Annotated in this window: 17 protein-coding genes; 6 read left to right on the forward strand and 11 right to left on the reverse strand. The window is 41.5% G+C overall.

What is annotated here, in order from left to right:
- The first annotated feature begins 277 nt into the window (after positions 1-277).
- Positions 278-1,159 (forward strand): diguanylate cyclase domain-containing protein, encoded by an 882-nt coding sequence (locus tag AC0L4E_RS15645; RefSeq protein ID WP_473679960.1) that lies wholly within the window; start codon positions 278-280, stop codon positions 1,157-1,159.
- 39 nt (positions 1,160-1,198) lie between these two features.
- On the opposite strand, the gene AC0L4E_RS15650 is transcribed toward AC0L4E_RS15645, so the two are convergent.
- Positions 1,199-2,251, reverse strand: coding sequence for a DUF3626 domain-containing protein (locus AC0L4E_RS15650; RefSeq protein ID WP_473681698.1), 1,053 nt, complete (start codon positions 2,249-2,251; stop codon positions 1,199-1,201).
- Between the two features lie 458 nt (positions 2,252-2,709).
- On the opposite strand from AC0L4E_RS15650, the gene AC0L4E_RS15655 reads away from it, so the two are divergent.
- From AC0L4E_RS15655 to AC0L4E_RS15665, 3 genes are all read left to right on the forward strand, one after another.
- A complete protein-coding gene (locus tag AC0L4E_RS15655) occupies positions 2,710-4,158 on the forward strand; it encodes a DEAD/DEAH box helicase (protein WP_473679962.1) in 1,449 nt (482 codons plus the stop codon).
- 266 nt (positions 4,159-4,424) lie between these two features.
- The gene (locus AC0L4E_RS15660) at positions 4,425-5,210 is read left to right on the forward strand and encodes a hypothetical protein (protein ID WP_473679964.1); all 786 of its coding nucleotides are present in this window, start codon (positions 4,425-4,427) and stop codon (positions 5,208-5,210) included.
- A gap of 329 nt (positions 5,211-5,539) precedes the next feature.
- Entirely contained in the window at positions 5,540-6,265 is a 726-nt protein-coding gene (locus tag AC0L4E_RS15665; RefSeq protein ID WP_473679966.1) for a DUF6445 family protein, read from the forward strand.
- A gap of 73 nt (positions 6,266-6,338) precedes the next feature.
- Here the strand turns inward: AC0L4E_RS15665 and dbpA are convergent, their stop codons facing one another.
- The 7 genes from dbpA to mpl form a co-directional block, all read right to left on the reverse strand.
- Positions 6,339-7,742 (reverse strand): ATP-dependent RNA helicase DbpA, encoded by a 1,404-nt coding sequence (dbpA, locus tag AC0L4E_RS15670; RefSeq protein WP_473679968.1) that lies wholly within the window; start codon positions 7,740-7,742, stop codon positions 6,339-6,341.
- 162 nt (positions 7,743-7,904) lie between these two features.
- Entirely contained in the window at positions 7,905-8,771 is an 867-nt protein-coding gene (locus AC0L4E_RS15675; RefSeq protein WP_473679970.1) for a pirin family protein, read from the reverse strand.
- A gap of 209 nt (positions 8,772-8,980) precedes the next feature.
- Complete coding sequence (locus tag AC0L4E_RS15680; RefSeq protein WP_473679972.1) at positions 8,981-9,751, reverse strand: ABC transporter permease; 771 nt, start codon at positions 9,749-9,751, stop codon at positions 8,981-8,983.
- Positions 9,748-10,686, reverse strand: coding sequence for an ABC transporter ATP-binding protein (locus AC0L4E_RS15685; RefSeq protein ID WP_299570078.1), 939 nt, complete (start codon positions 10,684-10,686; stop codon positions 9,748-9,750). The genes AC0L4E_RS15680 and AC0L4E_RS15685 overlap by 4 nt, the downstream gene beginning before the upstream one ends.
- Positions 10,687-10,755: 69 nt before the next feature.
- Entirely contained in the window at positions 10,756-11,286 is a 531-nt protein-coding gene (gene hpt / locus AC0L4E_RS15690; protein ID WP_102526467.1) for a hypoxanthine phosphoribosyltransferase, read from the reverse strand.
- Between the two features lie 39 nt (positions 11,287-11,325).
- Entirely contained in the window at positions 11,326-11,997 is a 672-nt protein-coding gene (locus tag AC0L4E_RS15695; protein ID WP_473679974.1) for a flavin prenyltransferase UbiX, read from the reverse strand.
- A gap of 91 nt (positions 11,998-12,088) precedes the next feature.
- Positions 12,089-13,489: a UDP-N-acetylmuramate:L-alanyl-gamma-D-glutamyl-meso-diaminopimelate ligase gene (gene mpl, locus AC0L4E_RS15700; RefSeq protein ID WP_473679976.1), complete on the reverse strand. Its 1,401-nt coding sequence runs from the start codon at positions 13,487-13,489 to the stop codon at positions 12,089-12,091.
- 286 nt (positions 13,490-13,775) lie between these two features.
- Here mpl and AC0L4E_RS15705 point away from each other — a divergent pair, with 286 nt between their 5' ends.
- Positions 13,776-15,581, forward strand: a complete 1,806-nt coding sequence (locus AC0L4E_RS15705; RefSeq protein WP_473679978.1) for a glycoside hydrolase family 9 protein — start codon at positions 13,776-13,778, stop codon at positions 15,579-15,581.
- Positions 15,582-15,637: 56 nt separating this feature from the next.
- Here AC0L4E_RS15705 and AC0L4E_RS15710 read toward each other — a convergent pair whose 3' ends face one another.
- The 3 genes from AC0L4E_RS15710 to AC0L4E_RS15720 all read right to left on the reverse strand — a co-directional run bounded on the left by AC0L4E_RS15710 (position 15,638) and on the right by AC0L4E_RS15720 (position 17,575).
- Positions 15,638-15,940 carry an AzlD domain-containing protein gene (locus AC0L4E_RS15710; RefSeq protein ID WP_220752946.1) on the reverse strand — a complete coding sequence of 101 codons (303 nt, stop codon included), beginning with the start codon at positions 15,938-15,940 and terminating at the stop codon, positions 15,638-15,640.
- The gene (locus tag AC0L4E_RS15715) at positions 15,937-16,839 is read right to left on the reverse strand and encodes an AzlC family ABC transporter permease (protein WP_473679980.1); all 903 of its coding nucleotides are present in this window, start codon (positions 16,837-16,839) and stop codon (positions 15,937-15,939) included. Before AC0L4E_RS15715 ends, AC0L4E_RS15710 begins: the two co-directional genes overlap by 4 nt.
- Before the next feature lie 277 nt (positions 16,840-17,116).
- On the reverse strand, positions 17,117-17,575 hold the full coding sequence (locus AC0L4E_RS15720) for a hypothetical protein (protein ID WP_473679982.1): 459 nt from the start codon (positions 17,573-17,575) through the stop codon (positions 17,117-17,119).
- A 179-nt stretch (positions 17,576-17,754) separates the two neighbouring features.
- Here AC0L4E_RS15720 and AC0L4E_RS15725 point away from each other — a divergent pair, with 179 nt between their 5' ends.
- The gene (locus AC0L4E_RS15725) at positions 17,755-19,617 is read left to right on the forward strand and encodes a hypothetical protein (RefSeq protein ID WP_473679984.1); all 1,863 of its coding nucleotides are present in this window, start codon (positions 17,755-17,757) and stop codon (positions 19,615-19,617) included.
- Positions 19,618-19,667 lie beyond the last annotated feature (50 nt).

Consider the following 19,667-nt stretch of genomic DNA (forward strand, 5'->3'; position numbering starts at 1 on the left):
TGATGAACTATAATTCTACGCGATAGTCATTGCTAGAACAGTAAAAGAAAGGTAAATCTTTGTTCATCATCTAGCGAGAAACTCTGCTTTTACGTTACTTTGAGTACAGAATTATAATTGATTGTAGGTTTATAATTGTTGATTAATATAAATACAATAAACTGATTATGACTTTAGCTTAGTTTGATTTTTAGTTTAGTTTGATTTTAGCTTAGTAGGACTATCACCATAGAATTTAGCATGACACTTTCTAACAGGATGAAGAAGGTAACATTAAATGGACGTTGATATTACAGCCTTAAGAGCGCAAGCATTTAACTACTTATTTGACGCCGTGGTCGTCACTGACGCTACAGGCACAGTCATTGACTGGAACAGTGGCTCACAACAACTTTACGGATACAGTAAAGACGAAATTATTGGCCAACCCGTTAGCCGACTTCACGTCCCTGAAGACTGTGCCTCCATCACAGATTTAGTCATATCTTCAGTGGAAGAATACGGCAAATGGACCGGTGAAATCCGCTTCTTGCATAAAGATGGTTCTGTCGGTTGGATTGAGTCCATGTGCGTGCCGCTATTTGATGACAACCAACAATTTATCGGCGCCTTAGGCATTAATCGTGATATCACTAAACGAATTGAAGATGCACAGCAATTATTGAATTTAGCTTGCTACGACCAACTAACTCAAATCCCTAACCGTCACTTATTAATGGACAGAGTAAAACACTCCATTGAACGCTGTAAGCGCCTAAGCACTATGTTCAGCCTGTTTTATTTAGATTTAGATGACTTTAAAAAGATCAATGACACCTATGGTCATTGTCATGGCGACAAAGTGCTTATTGAAACAGTAGCAAGGTTAAATAAAGTCATTAGGGAGTCTGATACTTTAGCGAGAATTGGCGGCGACGAGTTTGTGTTACTGCTTGAAGATATCAAGGATAATAATGATATCTCGCATATGGCAGACCTATTAATTGGCGCGCTTGATAAGCCATTTATAGTTGCAAATGAGTCTGTATTGCTCAATTGCAGTGTTGGTATCGCGACCTTTCCAGACTCAGGTGATGACTTTGATACCTTAATTAAAGCGGCCGACTTTGCCATGTATAAGTCAAAACGCCAAGGTGGCGCGACTTATCGGTTTGGTTAAGCGACTTATCGATTTGATTAAGCGACTTAATCAAACTGATTAAGCGCCAAACTTAACTAACACATGCCACATTAGCTTGAGCTGCTGAATTTCCTGGGCTTGCTTGCTCCGCTCGCTCCATGACACTGGGCTTTCTGACAATACTTGCGCTGCGCGGCCAATGACCTCAGCTGTAATGATATTATCTCGAGCGATGACCTTGGCTAAATCTGGCATCGCGGCGCCGCGAAAATCATCAGGCACTTGCGCAACCTCTAGCTGATAGCCCTGATGCCATAAAAGCTCAATATCGTACTCAATGCACAAGGTTTGCATCACCTCACCGATATCAGTGTCTTTAAAGCTAGGGTCGGCAACCAAATAACCAATATCATTATCTAATGACACCTCTCCATGAATTTGCGCTTCAATATAATGGTCAAGGTTAGACAGCGCACCACGCTCAAACCGAGCACTCACTCCTTTTGGCAGTTGATTAGCCACATGCTCAACAATCCCTGCAGGCTTGATGTCCTTAACGCCTAATGCATATTGGCGCTCAAAACATTCACTCAATAACGCCGCCAAAATCACTTCAAAGCAATTTAAGGTGCCTTTTTCTTTGGGCAAGCGGTATGAGTCCATGTAACTGAATGTGCAACGAGACAGCACTTGAGTGTGAGTCAAAAAATAACAGCTACCAAATCGAGGCGCTGGCCCCATCGGACATAAACCAATATCTAACGCACCGTACTTGGGGCGCAGCTTTACACCCGAATAGCTATTGCCAAAAAGCTGGTTTTCCCAATGATCTCTTGGTCCGCCTAATTCAGGCGATAACTGCCCATTGGAAATATGAGTTTCAAACTGACTTTTATAACACCCATCTTTCAATAATCCAGCAGCCACTGATAAGCCACGGCTATCAATGCGATCTGGATGAAAGTGTAATGCGACGCGGCCATGCTGATGCAAGGATTGCATCGCTTGCTGGACATTAAAGCTTGGAATATTGGACATTAGCAGCACATTTTTAATCACAGAGCTGGAATGCTCACGTAAACAGGCAACAGTATGTTCGATATGTAACTGCGCTGCAGACTTTCGATTCATCACTTGCCCTCCCTGTGCTCTTTGTTTGACGATGTCAGCGCATTCTTTCAAGTTCACTTTATTAACTGCTGTGCACAGTCCTGTATTAAATGCTGTACTAAATGCTAAGCCAAGTGCTGAACTAAATACTAAGCCAAGTGCCCTGCTAAGTGCTTGTATTTCATTGTATGTAAAATAATCGTCATTAGCACAAAAGATTAAAACTAATTCATCATTTGAGTATATAAAGCTCAAATAAAACCAATTAGCAAAGCTGGATGCCTTTTAACTCACTCTCAAATCCAATCAAATATATGAACTGCTATATCCGCTATATTCAGCTACAGACTTGGATTAAAGAGGAATATTTAAGCGATTAGATGGCGCTCTAGCAGTGTTTCAGGTAAGCTTCACGGCCGCCATTTCGTGGCCCCCTATTCAGTCATAGCAACGTATACGTTGCCCAAAGAGATCATTCTATGAGTTTTGCCTCACTAGGCTTAAGCGCAGCAATTTTAAAAGCTGTTGAAAAACAAGGGTATGACACCCCATCAGCAATCCAAGAACAAGCTATTCCTGCCGTCCTAGAAGGCAAAGACGTAATGGCCGCAGCCCAAACGGGTACCGGCAAAACAGCAGGTTTTACCCTGCCACTATTAGAATTACTCTCAAAAGGTCAACGCGCTAAGCGTGGCCAAGTGCGTGCATTAGTACTGACACCTACTCGTGAACTTGCTGCCCAAGTGGCCGAAAGCGTATCGACTTATGGCACTAACTTACCGCTAAAATCAGCGGTAGTTTTTGGCGGCGTATCAATTAACCCGCAAATCACCACCTTAAGAAATGGCGTTGATATTCTAGTGGCGACCCCTGGGCGCTTATTAGATTTATGCCAGCAAAAAGCCTTAAGCTTTAGCCAACTTGAAGTATTGATCCTTGATGAAGCCGATCGCATGTTAGACATGGGCTTTATCCGTGACATTAAAAAAGTATTGGCCATGTTGCCAAAACAGCGTCAGAACTTAATGTTTTCAGCGACGTTTTCAGATGAAATTCGTGATTTAGCAAAAGGCTTAGTGAATAACCCAGTTGAGATTTCCGTTACCCCACGTAACGCGACTGCCAACACAGTTGAGCAAAGCGTTTATGCGGTGGATAAAAGCCGTAAAGCGCGCATCTTAACTAAGCTAATTAAAGAAAATAACTGGCATCAAGTGCTGGTGTTTTCTCGCACTAAACATGGTGCTAACCGCTTAGCGAAAAACTTAGATGCTGATGGTATTAATGCTGTTGCTATTCACGGTAATAAAAGCCAAGGCGCACGTACTAAAGCCCTTGCTGACTTTAAAGCTGGCAAAGCACAAGTGATGGTAGCAACTGATATTGCTGCCCGTGGTATTGATATTGACCAACTGCCATTTGTGGTTAACTTTGACCTACCTAATGTCCCTGAAGATTATGTTCATCGTATTGGCCGTACCGGCCGCGCGGGTGCAACAGGTTTAGCCGTATCTTTAGTGAGTGATGAAGAAGTTAAGTTGCTACATGACATCGAAAGACTAATTAAACGTACGATTGAACGTAAAGTAATCGAAGGCTATGAAGCTTGTCATGATTTACCTGAAGCCAACTTAAAAGGCGGACATCGCGCGGCTAACCATAAAAAGCCGAACCCGAATCGCCGTAAGCATGCAAACCAAGCTGATAGCCAGAGACAAGGTCAGAACCAAAAGCAAGGTCAGCGTCCTGCGCCAAAAGGTAATTCAGATAAGCCAAGCCAGCGTCAACGCGCACGAGCTCGTGCTGAAGCAGAAGCTGCACAGTCAGATGGCGCTAAAAAGCCTCAACGTCGTCAAGGCCGCACTGATAACGCAAAATCGCCAACGTCGTCAGGCAAAGTTGACCCATATGCCAATGCAAGACGCTAATAACAGCGCACTCTTTACCGCATTAGTGTTCGACTTAATTGTCAGCGTTAAAGCTAATGTATAAATAGAGTAACCTGTTGTCTCAAAAGCATGAAAGCCCACCGCTTTCATGCTTTTTTTATACTCGCCATTTATCTAAACCTTCTTATAAGCCCTTCCCTAAACACTCTTATCAGCCCTTATCTAAACGCTAAAAGTTGCCAGATTGAATGACATCGTTCATGATTATTAAATCATCATTATGACAATTTCATCATGGAAGAATTATGAAATATTTAGGCTTTTTCACTCTCGTTTTATTGCTGGCTTTAGGTAGCTTATTTGTAGGCTTACAAATAGGAAAAACCATAGATATTAATGATATTGCGCAAGCAAACACGCAACAATCCCAGTCATCATCTGAGCAAGAGCCATCAGCGTATAAACAGCCTTCAGCGTCTAGTAAACAGCCATCAGCGAATAAACAGCCATCAGCAGTTAATCTAGAATCAGCGCTTAAGCAAGAATCAGCTCAATTGGTCGCCGAACTGAAAAAAGAAGTGCAGCAACTCAAACAACAACTCGCAGAAAAGAACAGCTTAATTGATGCTATGAACTCTTCAATGGGCTTATTAGAACAGCAAGTTGAAATTGCCTATACCGAAATAGATGAGGCCGTAGAGCAAAGCAGCAACTCCCCATTTCATCCTGAGCCATCAAGTATCACTGCCGAACAAGCTAAACAGTGGGTACCGCAAGCCTTTGCTAATATCCTAGCCAACCAACAAGGGGATATGGTGGATCTATTCAAACGTCACCACCAAGACGAAATCAACCATGATTGGGCAGTTAATCGTGAGCAATCATTACGTGATGCCATCAATATCAGTGAGTTTTCATCAGAGGTCGACATAGAGTCGATCAATTGCAAAACAACCACCTGTGAAATTCGTGGCACAGAGTTATCACCCAATGCATGGATGCAAGTGAGTCAACAAATTCAGGGGGAAACCTTGGTAAAAATGTCAGTACTTGGTCATATCTCGCCAGTGATGAAAATGGCGACACCTTGATTTATATGTTGTCAGAGGTTGATGAGGCTAACCCACAATAATTGTGATTCCTTTATATCGTTAATAAGTCCCTTTAAGACTAAAGTCCGATACTAAAAACACAACATAAACAATAAGCTGCACTCAATTCATCACTTAATGTGAATGGGTTTGACGCCGTACTTAGAAAGTTAGCGCAATGAGATGGATCTAAAGGCGCTAATCAATCGTACACTCTGCATCTATTAGTTTATCAATGTCCCGATTTATAAATAGCACTCGTTATTTTCATGACTATTTATCCTCGAATAGTACTATTCGACATTGATGTAAAGGAATACATTACTGCCATGACTGAGCATTCAAATATATCCGCAAGTTCAATGAATAAAGCATTACATATTCAAGTCACACAAATTCCCAATAGTGAACATTTAATCTGGGTTATCGATGACTTTATCGCTGACTTTGATGCACTGGTGAAATACAGCAATACCAAAGCTTATTTTAATGCCGCTGGCGCCGATGGAACCTTGTTTCCGGGTTTGCGTGATGAAATGCCCAAACCCTATTACCAAACCTTGTCATCGTTATTTGAATTACTGGCAATGCAACCAAATGGTGAAATGTTTAAACAACATCAAATAGCTAAATGCTGGCTATCAAAGGTCACGTTAACTCCATTACAACTGAATGCGCATCAAACCATGCCACACTTTGATTCCCTAGCCTGCCACGATATGGCGGCAGTGCATTATCTTAATGATAACAATCTTGGTGGTACCAGTTTTTACCGCTATAAAGGCGCAGATAAACTGGAGTTGTCCCATGATGACAAAGACATCATTTTAAAAATGGTTGATGAGGTCAAACAAACTGCCGCCAATCGAAATGGCTATATTAATGATTCAGATGAGCTATTCGAAAAAGTATTTAGTATTGACGCCAAACCAAATCGCTTAGTCATTTACTCGGGCAATATATTACATAGTGCCAATATTACTGATGATGTTGAATTTGATAAAAAAGCACTGAATAACCGCACATCAATTAACTCATTTTTTAGTGTGGCTTAACGACTATTTATATATAAAAAAAAGCGAGCTTAGTCTGCACTAAGCTCGCTTTCAGTTACTTACTTATCAAATATTACAAAAACCAAGCGCGGTAAGTCTTACCTTTCAAACGGCCTTTGGTAATTTTGTTCAATGCTTTTTTCGATGCATCACGTTTAACAGCTACGAACGAACGGATATCAGTGACTTTAATCTTACCAATATCAGCACCATTAATGCCGTTCTCACCGGTTAAACCACCCACGATATCACCAGGGCGAATTTTATGCTTTTTACCTGCATCAATTTGAATGGTGATCATTTCCGCTTCTTGCGGCTGCTTGTTAAGCACGTTCATTGAAGGCAGTGTTTCACCATCAATTTCTTTGCCGATAAGCTCTTCAATTTCTACCATTCTGTGGCCATCTGAATGACTAAAGAAAGTATAAGCTGCGCCTTTACTGCCAGCACGACCTGTACGGCCAATACGGTGAATGTGCACTTCAGTATCGTAAGCAATGTGGTAGTTAAATACTGCTTCTAAATCTTCGATATCTAAACCACGAGAGGCAACATCAGTTGCCACTAAAATGCGGGCACTGCGGTTAGCAAAACGCAGTAGCATTTGATCGCGATCGCGCTGCTCTAAATCACCATGCAGAGCCAATACACTAAAGCCTTGATCAGCTAAGGTATCTGCTACTTTTTGAGTTTCACGCTTGGTATTACAAAATACCACTGCGCTTTCAGGCTGCTTTTCAAGTAACAACAAACGCAATGCTTCTAAGCGGGCTTCATTATCTTCAGTATGATAAAAATGCTGCTCGATGGTGTGGTTATCATGAGTTGCTTCAACTTTAACCATTAACGGCTTATACATGATTTGATCAACAATCTGCTGAATTTGCTCAGGGAATGTCGCACTGAACAAAAGCGTTTGACGCTCATGTGGTGTTTCAGCAATGATTTGATCAATATGATCTTGGAAGCCCATTTCAAGCATGCGATCCGCTTCATCTAATACCAACATGTTAACGTTGCTTAAATCTAAACGGTTGCGATCTAAATGATCAACGATACGACCAGGTGTCCCCACAATGATATGTGCGCCATGCTCAAGTGAGCCAATTTGTGGGCCCATTGGAACGCCGCCACACAAGGTCAATACTTTGATGTTATGAATGCCACGAGCTAAAGTACGGATGTCTTTAGCAACTTGATCGGCAAGTTCACGGGTTGGACATAGCACCATAGTTTGAATGCGAAAACGTTTCACATCTAACTTATTTAACAGCCCTAAACCGAACGCAGCAGTTTTACCTGAACCGGTTTTTCCTTGGCCAATCACATCATCACCCGCCAGAATAGCTGGTAAGCTTTCAGCTTGGATTTGAGTCATTGACTCGTATCCCAATGTTTTAAGGTTATCAAACAAACCTGGTTTAAGGTTAAGTGATGCGAAAGCCGTATTAGCGGCCTGTTCAGTAGACTGACTCAAGGTGAATATCCTCTGATATCAAAGCAAAGTTGGATAGTAGAAACAACTCGGCCAAGGATAAAATACCTTGGCCAAATGTTTGAATGTCTATTGTAGCAATTTTATCCGTTAGTCGCTGACATTTATTTGAATTATGGTGCTGCAATTAACATAAACCAGCTATTAGGCTATCTCACCAAAACGCCCCTGTTGATAATCATCAATGGCCTGATTAATTTCAGCTTGAGTATTCATCACAAACGGCCCCATGTGGACAATCTTTTCATTTATCGGACTGCCTGCTAACAGCAACAATCCTGTGTCTTTGTTGCCAGCTTTAATATGGGTATTTTGCTCAGGCTTTATCACCAATAGCTGGCCTTCCGTTGCAACAACCAACTCTCCTTTGGCATCAGTATATTCAAGCTCACCTTGATAAATATAAGCGCTTACGCTTTGATGAGCTGATAAGTCGATATCCGCTTCGCCGTTTTCATTTAGCATGATATCAGCAATGGCGCCTTGACCCGCTAAGCCTTGAATACTGGCTTCTATCAATTGCGTACTAGCTGAAAACTGCCAGTCTCCGGCTAATGCTTTAAGTTTAGCGCCGCTTGCATTACTTACTATTGGGTTTGGGTTTTCTGTAGTGTCTTGATAAATAGCTGGGCGCATTTTGTCTTTAGCTGGCATATTGAGCCAGATTTGAAACCCATGCAGACCTTCACTGGCATCAGCTAACGGCATTTCAGAATGAACAACGCCGCTGCCAGTACTCATCCACTGCACATCACCCGTGCGAATGGCTTTGACATTACCGAGTTGGTCACGGTGCTCAAAGCCGCCTTTTAAAATATAGGTAAAGGTTTCAATACCGCGATGGGGATGCGGCGGGAAACCACCAATAAAGTCTTGTTGATCGGTTGATTTTATCTCATCAATCATCAAGTAAGGATCGAAGCGGGTATTCATAAAATCAGCCACTCGCTTGATATTAACCCCATCACCATCCATAGCTGGTCTTGCAGTAAATTTGCTTAAAACAATCATCTTGAGACTCTCTGTTAACCTTTAATAGATTCACTTTAGCAATCAGATAGTCGAATGAATATTGCAATTAACCGCCAGTATTATTCGATTTAATAGAACAAACAGATATTCGTGAGTAGAATTTTTCAATAAAAAAGGACTCAATTGAGTCCTTTTAAGCTTTATATTCGCAGCCTATCAATAAAAGCTAGCTACACCCTCAGTGAAAGCTAACTACGCAGGCCAATACCGCGTGAAATTAAGTAATAAGCTACAAACCATAGTCCAGCACAGAAGCTCACCATTATCCCGATTGATAACGGCACGCTCATATCAGCAAAACCAAGGAAACCATAACGGAATACGTTAATCACATAAACCACTGGGTTAAGCGCTGACACCCCTTGCCAGAAATCAGGCAAGAGAGATAACGAGTAAAACACCCCACCTAAGTATGTAAGTGGCGTTAATACAAACGTCGGGATGATACTGATGTCATCGTAGCTTTTAGCAAATACCGCGTTTATAAGACCGGCTAGCGCAAACATGACTGAGGTTAAAAATGCCGTTAGCACCACATAACCTAAATGATGGACACTGATATCAACAAAGAACATGGCCACTAAGGTCACAATACAACCCACTAATAAACCTCGGGCAACACCACCGCCGACGTAACCTGCAATCAGCACATAATGTGGCACAGGCGCGACCATGATTTCTTCGAGGTTTCGCTGAAATTTAGCACTGTAAAATGACGAACCCACATTCGAGAATGAGTTGGTAATTACCGACATCATGATAAGACCTGGCGCAATAAACTCCATGTAGCTCACGCCACCCATTTGGCCAATGCGGCTCCCTACAAGATTACCGAAGATTAAGAAATATAATGTCATGGTAATCGCTGGCGGCACGATGGTTTGCACCCAAATACGGGTAAAGCGATTAATCTCTTTGGTCAGAATACTTTTGAATGCGATTAAATATAACTGGTTCATTTTTTTGCCTCCTTGGCTTTTTCGACCAATTCAACAAACAACTCTTCAAGACGGTTGGCTTTATTTCGCATTGAGGTCACTTCGATACCGTCGGCAGATAACTGAATAAATACCTCGTTAAGGTTGTCATCTTTAACAACATCGACCTCAAGGGTGTGCGCATCAGTTAAACGACATTTAAATTTACCAAGGTCAGGGGCGGCTTCAATATCATGACGTAAATCTAAAATGAAGGTTTCCATATTCAGCTTGCTAAGTAAGGACTTCATTGTGGTGCATTCCACCAGCATGCCTTGGTCAATAATACCGATATTACGGCAAAGCATTTCAGCTTCTTCAAGGTAATGGGTGGTGAGAATAATCGTGACACCTTGGGCATTAATTTGCTTTAAAAAATCCCACATTGAACGACGAAGTTCAATATCTACACCCGCGGTTGGTTCGTCCAATATCAGCAGTTTTGGCTCATGCATTAATGCACGGGCAATCATTAAACGTCGTTTCATACCGCCTGATAACTGGCGAGCTTGGGCATGACGCTTTTCCCATAAATCCAGTTGTGACAGGTATTTCTCAGCGCGTTGTAATGCGATATCGCGTTTAACGCCGTAGTAACCCGCTTGGTTTACAACAATTTGCTGCACTGTTTCAAACTGATTAAAGTTGAATTCTTGCGGTACTAAACCAATGCACAACTTCGCTTGCTCAAGCTGCTTATCAATATCGTAATCAAAAACCTTCACTTGTCCTTGTGTCTTTTGCACCAGCGAACTGATCACACCAATGGTGGTGGACTTACCCGCACCATTTGGGCCTAACAAAGCAAAAAAGTCACCTTGCTTAACAGTGAGGTTGAGGGTCTTAACCGCTTCAACTCCACCCTTATAGGTCTTTTTAAGGTTTTCGATAACTAATGCATTGGCGCTTTCGCCCATGATGAATTCCCTCTACTCAATAAACAAAAACTCCCGCCTATAGCGGGAGTTTACATACCAAAGGTGACATTAATCTAATGGCACAACTTTAGCGATGTAAGGCAGGTTACGATACTGCTCAGCATAGTCGATACCATAACCTACGATGAACTCGTCAGGAATGGTAAAACCGATAAAGTCGACAGGTACGTCTACTTCACGGCGCTCAGGCTTATCTAATAAAGTACACAGCGCTAAGCTTTTTGGCTCACGCAGTAATAGCATTTCGCGTACTTTATTTAAGGTATTGCCTGAATCAATTAAATCTTCAACGATCAATACGTCACGATCAATGATCTCAGAAGAAACATCTTTTAAGATTTTCACATCACGTGTGCTTGTCATTGCATTGCCATAGCTAGAAACAGACATAAAGTCGATTTCAACATGGCCCTTAATACGGCGACATAAGTCAGCCATAAAAACCACAGACCCTTTCAATAAGCCGACCATTAACAAACGCTCGCTGTCTGCGTAATGGGCATTAATCCTTTCAGCTAATATATCCAGTTTTTCGTTGATTTCTTCTGCAGAAATCATCACTTCGGTTGTGTGTTTCATATTACTCTCAGTTGTCGTGATTTTCGGGCTTAACGTAATTTAAATTGCGGTGTCGTCGCGAGACTTTTGTGAAGCATAACCCCAGCGATTTGTTAGCCCATGTTCAATACCCAAATGATCTAGAATTCGGGAAACCATGAAGTTTACCAGATCTTCTATCGATTGGGGATGGTGATAAAAGCCTGGTGCTGCGGGCATGATGGTCGCACCGTTACGTGTCAGACTCAACATATGCTCTAAGTGTATGGCGCTAAAAGGAGTTTCTCGCGGTACTAGGATTAATTGACCACGCTCTTTTATTACGACATCAGCCGCTCTTTCTAACAAATTGTTACTCATTCCCATTGCCACAGCAGCTAAAGTGCCAGTTGAACAAGGGCAAATCACCATTTGCTTTGGCGCAGCGCTACCTGATGCCGGCGGCGAGAACCATTCATCTTTTCCTAAAACCACCAGTTCACCGACAGATGAATCAGTCATTTCAAAATGAGTTAATAATTGCTCATGGGCTTTTTCAGAATTAGCACTGAGCTGCAAACCTTCTTCGGTAGCCAGTACAACTCGCGCTGCACTCGATATCATTAAAAATACCTGATAATCGGCGGCTAATAAACACTGTAATAGCTTTAAACCATAAGGCGCACCAGAAGCGCCAGTCCATGCAAGACTGATCGCTTTAGCGCGTTTGTTGTACTGCGTTGTATTACTCATAAACTCTCTAAATACAGCTAACGGATTAAGTTAACTTGTTATACGTTCAACATACTGCGACAGGCACAATATTGTTAAAAGATCTTACCCACTAGTTTAAAGCATTAATGAGTTTTTGATGAATACCATTAAAGCCGCCATTACTCATAATGACGATGGTATCTCCAGCGCTAGCCTCAGCAATGACTAAAGCGATAATCTCATTAATGTCTGTTGATACCGTTACCGGCAAGTTCGCACTCGCCATATTGGTTTTAATATCCCAACCAATATTGTCAGCTTGGTACAAAAAGGCGCAATCCGCCAATGCCATTGATGCGGCTAAGGTGTCTTTGTGTACACCACTTTTCATGGTGTTTGAGCGTGGTTCGAGCACCACAATCAGTTTGCCTGTAGCAGCTTGACCTTCGCCAACTTTAGCTCGTAAGCCCTGCAAGGTAGTTTCAATCGCTGTTGGGTGATGAGCAAAATCATCATACACCGCAATACCATTGACAGTATCAAGCAATTCTAAGCGGCGCTTAGGTGGCGCAAACTTGGTTAATGCTTCAATGGCAAGCGCTGGCGCCACACCCACATGACGCGCTGCTGCAATGGCCATTACTGCATTTTCAATATTATGCTGACCGATTAAGCTCCAGCTTAATATGCCTTGAGACTCGCCATTAAACATCACCTCAAACTCATGACCGTCAGCGGCTATCGAATTGGCGTACCAACCTTTTTGGCTGCTATTTTGACTACTAGTAGTCGCGTGGAACTGCTCTTGCTCGCTCCAGCACCCAAGCTCAATCACTTCTTGTACTGCGTTATTTTCAGCAGGCCAAATCACTTTTCCTTCGCCCGGTACGGTGCGAATAACATGATTAAACTGTTTTTGAATCGCGGCTAAATCGGCAAAAATATCGGCATGGTCAAACTCAAGATTATTGATGACTAGAGTGCGTGGACGATAATGGACAAATTTAGAGCGTTTATCGAAAAAAGCACTGTCATATTCATCAGCTTCAACCACAAAAAAGGGCGAATTACCTAAGCGCGCTGAAACGCCAAAGTTTTGTGGAACACCACCAATTAAAAATCCGGGTTCATAGCCGCAATCTTCTAATACCCACGCCAGCATACTCGAGGTCGATGTTTTTCCATGGGTACCAGAAACCGCAAGCACCCAGCGTTCAGGCAAAATATATTCTGATAAAAACTGCGGGCCTGAAGTGTATTTAATGCCGCGATTAAGTACCGCTTCAACGCACGCATTACCTCGGCTCATTGCATTACCAATCACCACAATATCAGGCTGACTTTCGCCCTCTTTACCTAATTGGCTTGGGTCAAACCCTTGGATGAGTTCAATACCTTGCTCTTCAAGCTGAGTGCTCATTGGAGGATAAACATTGGCATCACTGCCTGTCACTTTGTGTCCCATCGCACGGGCTAGTAATGCGAGGCCACCCATAAAAGTGCCACAGATCCCAAGAATATGTACGTGCATGCAATTGCTCTATTGAGAATGATTTGTGGCTTATTCTAAAGCATTGCGACATAGATTGTCAGGTCACAATAACAAGCTTTAATGTTTAGCCATTAGTCAGATATAACTCACGCACGACTTAGCTAGGACTAAGTAACCCTTGCCAACAATTCCCTGCGGTATAGTCCTTGATAACTGAACATTAGGATTGTTAGTTATCCTGCATAATCAATTCTAACTGGTCATGTTTCTTTATTGATAAAAAAGCCGTAATAATGGCTTAGCCGATTTTCAACAAGGACTGAAAATGAATAACCTCACCACCAATAAGACCAAGCAGTGGATATCACCTTTTAAACGCTCAGCAAGCTTGTTGGCATGTATGAGTATCACTGCACTGGTCAGTCATAGCAGTGTTGCCGATGAACAGGATATTCGTTTTAATCAACTTGGGTTTGGAGTGAGTGCAGCAAAAACGGCCGTGGTTAGTAATACTGAGTCTGAGAGTTTTAGTCTCATTGAACAAATATCAGGTAAAACGGTTTATCAAGGTAAGCTAAGCGCCGCTAAAGCGTGGTCACCTTCAGCAGAAACCGTAAAACTCGCTCGATTTGATGATTTTACTCAAGCGGGTGAATACCAGCTAAAAGTTGACTCCCTTAAGGTTTCCCATCCTTTTTCAATCTCTGAATCTCGTTATAATCAGCCATTAAAAACGGTCATGCGTGCTTACTTTTATAATCGCAGCGGCGCTGTTATCCAACAAGAATATGCAGGTATATATGCCCGCCCTGCGGCGCACCCAGATACCATTGTTTATGTTCATCAATCTGCAGCTTCAAAAACTATACCCGAAGGCACAGTGATTTCATCGCCAAAAGGCTGGTACGATGCCGGCGATTATAATAAATATATCGTTAATTCTAATATCACGGTTTATACCTTATTAAGCGCATTGGCAGAACAAGCTGATGCGCTATCAAGCCTCAAGCTTAATATTCCAGAATCAAACAATAACTTGCCCGACACCCTTGATGAAATCCTGTGGAATATGGATTGGATGCTCACTATGCAAGATCCCGCTGATGGCGGTTTGTACCATAAGCTCACCACCAAACGTTTTACTGGCGAAGATGAAATGCCGCACATGATGGACCAGCCCCGTTATGTCATCGCTAAATCTACCGCAGCCACTCTGGGTTTTGCAGCAACTATGGCTAAAGCTAGCCAAATATTGGCTCAGTATGATGCGAACTTGCCAGTAACCTCATTTGATAACACCAGCTACAGCCAGCAATTACTTCGCGCGGCCAAATATGCATGGCAATGGGCGATTAAAAACCCCGACATTCATTATCAACAACCCGCTGATATTCACACAGGTGCTTACGCGACAGCTGGGGACGATTTAAAAGATGAATGGTTATGGGCTGCTACTGAGTTATTTGCAGCAACTGGCGAAGATGAGTACCTCAATGCAATTGAGTTACCCAAACAACTGCGAATTCCTGAATGGGATAAAGTCGAAACCTTAGCCTTAATCACCATAGCAACCACTGACAAGTCACCCAAAAAATTAAAGCTGCAAGCCCAGTCACAATTATTACAGCTGACAGATAGTTGGATAAAGGTGGGCGAAAATTCAGCTTATGGCCTAGCGATTAGTGAGCAAGACTTTGTTTGGGGCAGTAACTCCAACATGCTTAATAAAGCTGTGACTTTAGTTCGAGTTAGTCAGCTATTATCCACCACAGAACAACAAGAAAGTTTATATACCAAACACGCAGAGGCCATTGTCGATTACATTTTTGGTCGCAACCCGCTAGGGATTTCTTTTGTGACAGGTGTAGGGCTTATGTCGCCAATGAATGTTCATCATCGCGCCTCGATGGCTGATGGCATTAAAGCACCAATTCCAGGTTTTTTAGCTGGCGGTCCACAACCAGGTCAGCAAGATGCGGGCGACTGTAAAAAACAAGGCGGTATTTACCCATCGCCCCATGCAGCCTTGTCTTATATTGATCACGGCTGTAGCTATGCCAGTAACGAAGTGGCGATTAATTGGAACGCACCGCTGGTTTATATGTTAGCCGCGCTATCTGAAACAAAATAAATTCATTAGGAGTTAGCCGCGCTTTATGAAGCCCAATAAGTTCAAGCAGTTCTGTATTAAAAAATGATGAAAAACAACCCGATGCTGAGCACAGTGGTCAATAGGGTATTACGGGTAAAGTACGCTAATAGGGTCGCCACAACACCGCAGACTAAATAGCTATTGTTAAAGCTAATATCTAAATGACCTTCGGGAGCAAATACAATTGGCGCCAAAATAGCGGTTAATACTGCTGGCGCCGAATAGCTTAAAAACGTCAGGGTTTTATCGCTGAGTTTTAGTGGCAGTTTAGGCTCTAACAGTAAATAACGGCTGATGAAGACCAACGCAGCCATCGATAATATAATGATCCAAATCATGACTGTTCTCCTGCAGAATCGGCATCAACTGACTTAACGGGCTCTGAACGTTTATGTTCACCGGTGAGCTTTGCATAAGTCACCCCAGCAAACATCCCCGACAATGACGCAATTAATAACCCAGCTTGAATATCAAAAACAGCGCACACCACAGCTAGGGTTAATGACACCAACACACAAATAAGTATCGATGGTTTTTTAACTGTCGGAACAACCAACGCAATAAACGTGGCCGCAATGGCAAAATCTAACCCCAGCTCATCAAGGTTATCAATCGATTGACCAGCGATAATCCCTAAAAGGGTGGCAATATTCCAACCAATATAAAACGTTAACCCCCCACCAAGGGCGTACCAGCGATCAAACTTATGTCTTGCTAATGGCGATGATGGCGATTTTGATGATGACAATGGCTGCTTTGGTGAATGGGAAGTGTCATCAGGCGGTTTATCACTCTGATTATTTTGCAGTTCGGCACTGTCATTATTGGCTTTAGCAGTGTGCTGACTGTGATTAGATATAGCGAATAATTCATCAGTGAGTAAAAAGCCTAACCCGAGACGCCATTTTAGTGGCAAAGGGCTAATTTGAGATCTCATCGCCATGGCGTAGAGCAAATGCCTTGAGGTAATTAATAGCGTGGTAATTAAAATACTGCCTAAGCCCACACCCGCTTTAATCATACCTAGTGCCACTAATTGCGCACTACCCGCAAAAATTATCGCCGACATCGCTTGGCTTTGGCTCGCAGTTAAGCCAATTTCTAACGCAAGTGAACCCGCTAAAATCCCCCAAGGGATCACTGCAATAGTGAGCGGCATAACAGCCAGTAAGCCTTTCAAAAAAGATTGGCGTTTTAACTTGGGTTCTCGCTCGTCAGTAATATCATATTCGGGCATGTTATAGCGCTTCCTTGAAAGAGGGACGGCAAGTTATCGTGAAAAGTCACATCCTTGTTGCCACAAAGCATCAACTAAAAGACTAAACTAGCAAACAATCAAAAATTAGCATATTCGAATAAACGAAATGTAGTTAAATTTTCTTATAAACATAAAAAAGCTGCCCGTAGGCAGCTGAATAAATCACTATATTTCTGACGCTCTTTAACTGGATTTTTTTAACTGACTCTCTTTAAATGACTACTTTTAAATGACAATCCTTACCTGAGAACCCATTCTAAATATCAAGCAAAGTCAGTATTGTTTTACCTAGCAAAGTTTCTACGACCTCTCGCCCTTCACCAGGGAAATGTCCATCGACCATTTTGATTAAGTTGGTCATGCCATTTACCGTCATATCCGATGGTTCCGGCAGAGTTGAATTCGCCACTAACATATTCAAAATATAGCGAAAGTGCTTAACCGAAAGCGCTTTATGCCAGCTCTCAGTTAATGTCTCTTTTGAACTAAAATCTAATTGCTCAGCAAAGATTGGAAATACTTTCCCTCTTAATGCATGGGCAAACTCTTTATTCGATTCGTAATAGCCTTGTAAGGTACTTTTACGCACCCCTGCTACTTTGGCAATGTTGTCATAAGTCACACAATGCCAGCCACTTTCAAAAAAGATATCCAAAATAATTTGGTTATACTTCTTAAAGTTAGCTTCTTTCTCTTCTTTAGAAATCTTCGCCATTGCTTTTAACTCTTTAATTAAGTGCCCTTTCAACTGCTAATCATTGTGCACTAATCTCACATAAAAGCAATATTAGGTATTAAATACGAAAAAAGACTTGCATTGCGTATTTAATACGAATAACCTACGCACAATTCGTACCAAGTACCGTTATAGTTTTGTCATTGAGAGAGAGAAACATGAAAAAATCAGTATTAGCGTTATCAGTCATTTCTGCATTATTTCTTGCAGGTTGTAGTTCAGATGATGATAGTAGTTCGCCAGAACCGACTCCTGAGCCAAGCCCAGAAATGCGTACTATTGAAGTTAGTACTGCTTTGAAGAATGTCTCAGAAATGAATGCTCTTAGTTCTGGTTGCTTACCTGTAAATATTCCAGTGCCTCAAGATGATGTTGAACTTCCAGGTATTGATCACCCAGTTTGTAAAATTAATGATTCAGAAGGTAAACCTCACTTTATAAGAACCAATGATTATGAGATTACCGTAACAGACCAAAGTGGAATTAAATATACTGAAACAATTGAAGATATTACCAATTTCGAGTTTGAATTTGACGTCATTGGCGATGCAGAAATTCATGTCGACTTTGTAGGTTCTTTAGAAGGCAGCCATGATGAAGCTTATTCTTACTACACTGTTGAAACCCCATTACAAGGTAAGAAAGTAGGTAGAGATGAAACCGAAATAACTATTGAACTCGATAACGAAAGTTATAGTTACATTACTTTTAAAGCCCACAGTGATGACATACTTTTTGAAGATACAACCGTAACTACTTCTGATGAATTTCATTTTGGTATTACTGGCAGCGAAAACAGTGATAACGAAACTATCTTAATTAATGCTTATAGATATATTAAACAAGACGCCGATATTTTGTTTACAGCGCGTAACCAGATGCAAGCTAAATCTTGGATCGACTTTTTGCCACGCAAGCATTATGAATATGGAGAACTAAAACTTGATCCAAACACCGGCGATATCATTATTAAAGAACCAGATTTTGGTAAGCCAATTGTAATCTCGCCAGTGCCTGAAAATGCGGTTATCTTGCCAAACCAAGTTGATGGTGCGGAATTAGATTCCTACGATTCAGAAACAGGATCTGGAACTTTTACAGCTGTACCTGCTAGAGGAAAAGCTGAGCCTTGGATATATCCGAGCATTAAGATTTCTCCAGAGGAGTTCACACTAAACCAGTATGATTTTAGTTTCAAAATAGAAACAACACTTGATCAAGCTGCTATGTATATGAATATCTATTTACTTGATAATAATGGTGAATCATTAAATGCAGTTCTCTATCCAAATGGCGAGGTTATCGTTAAGAAAAAAATTGGAGGTAGCTATAAAGAACAAGACAGATTCGAAGGTGAAGGAGCAACCGCTAGCTTTATATCTGCCTATGGCGATTATACTTTAGAGTCCAGAATTGATGGATTAAAAACCCATACCAACTTCATCGTAAGGGTAGCAGATGACAATACAGAAGAGTTTAAATTTACAGTTCTTGATTACACAGTAGAAACAGTTGATTTATACCCTATTGAACCAATCACTGGAGTTGTGAACGAAGAAAATCTAAGTAATTTAGATATCGTAGAAACCAACAATGACTCTGGAGCTGTAAAAGCTACGGTAAAAAAAGATGGTAACGCATATGTTTTTGCAAAAACCACTGGTAGCACAACTTTAAAAGAACACTCTTTTGATATTGATGTAACGGGTTTTGAAAATGGTTGGGTGAATATTTATCTTCAAACAACTGACGAAGCAGGTAAAAAAGTGAATTTTCGTTTTGACTACCATATGTCAGGCAGTTATGCAGGAAAGTTTATTTGTGATAACTCTGGTAATTACCCTTGTCCAACTGGTGAATCCGAAAGCTATAGTAGCTTCGAAGAATTAGTTAACGAATATGGTGATTATAAAGTTCGAAAATACATGAATGGGTTATTAGTTGGTAATTTTTTCCTGCGTAATTCAGCGGCAATTAAAGACGAAGTTATTACAGTAAATCGTTTCACAGTTAATCCATAAATTAAAATATAAAAATAAAAGGCTTCTAATTGGAAGCCTTTTTTATTTCT

The organism is Shewanella sp. GJ50-10, assembly GCF_055808815.1.

Coding starts and splice junctions, on each gene's coding strand:
- AC0L4E_RS15645 (WP_473679960.1), top strand. CDS start 278: ATGGACGTTGATATTACAGCCTTAAGAGCGCAAGCATTTAACTACTTA.
- AC0L4E_RS15650 (WP_473681698.1), bottom strand. CDS start 2,251: ATGAATCGAAAGTCTGCAGCGCAGTTACATATCGAACATACTGTTGCC.
- AC0L4E_RS15655 (WP_473679962.1), top strand. CDS start 2,710: ATGAGTTTTGCCTCACTAGGCTTAAGCGCAGCAATTTTAAAAGCTGTT.
- AC0L4E_RS15660 (WP_473679964.1), top strand. CDS start 4,425: ATGAAATATTTAGGCTTTTTCACTCTCGTTTTATTGCTGGCTTTAGGT.
- AC0L4E_RS15665 (WP_473679966.1), top strand. CDS start 5,540: ATGACTGAGCATTCAAATATATCCGCAAGTTCAATGAATAAAGCATTA.
- AC0L4E_RS15675 (WP_473679970.1), bottom strand. CDS start 8,771: ATGATTGTTTTAAGCAAATTTACTGCAAGACCAGCTATGGATGGTGAT.
- AC0L4E_RS15680 (WP_473679972.1), bottom strand. CDS start 9,751: ATGAACCAGTTATATTTAATCGCATTCAAAAGTATTCTGACCAAAGAG.
- AC0L4E_RS15685 (WP_299570078.1), bottom strand. CDS start 10,686: ATGGGCGAAAGCGCCAATGCATTAGTTATCGAAAACCTTAAAAAGACC.
- hpt (WP_102526467.1), bottom strand. CDS start 11,286: ATGAAACACACAACCGAAGTGATGATTTCTGCAGAAGAAATCAACGAA.
- AC0L4E_RS15695 (WP_473679974.1), bottom strand. CDS start 11,997: ATGAGTAATACAACGCAGTACAACAAACGCGCTAAAGCGATCAGTCTT.
- mpl (WP_473679976.1), bottom strand. CDS start 13,489: ATGCACGTACATATTCTTGGGATCTGTGGCACTTTTATGGGTGGCCTC.
- AC0L4E_RS15705 (WP_473679978.1), top strand. CDS start 13,776: ATGAATAACCTCACCACCAATAAGACCAAGCAGTGGATATCACCTTTT.
- AC0L4E_RS15710 (WP_220752946.1), bottom strand. CDS start 15,940: ATGATTTGGATCATTATATTATCGATGGCTGCGTTGGTCTTCATCAGC.
- AC0L4E_RS15715 (WP_473679980.1), bottom strand. CDS start 16,839: ATGCCCGAATATGATATTACTGACGAGCGAGAACCCAAGTTAAAACGC.
- AC0L4E_RS15720 (WP_473679982.1), bottom strand. CDS start 17,575: ATGGCGAAGATTTCTAAAGAAGAGAAAGAAGCTAACTTTAAGAAGTAT.
- AC0L4E_RS15725 (WP_473679984.1), top strand. CDS start 17,755: ATGAAAAAATCAGTATTAGCGTTATCAGTCATTTCTGCATTATTTCTT.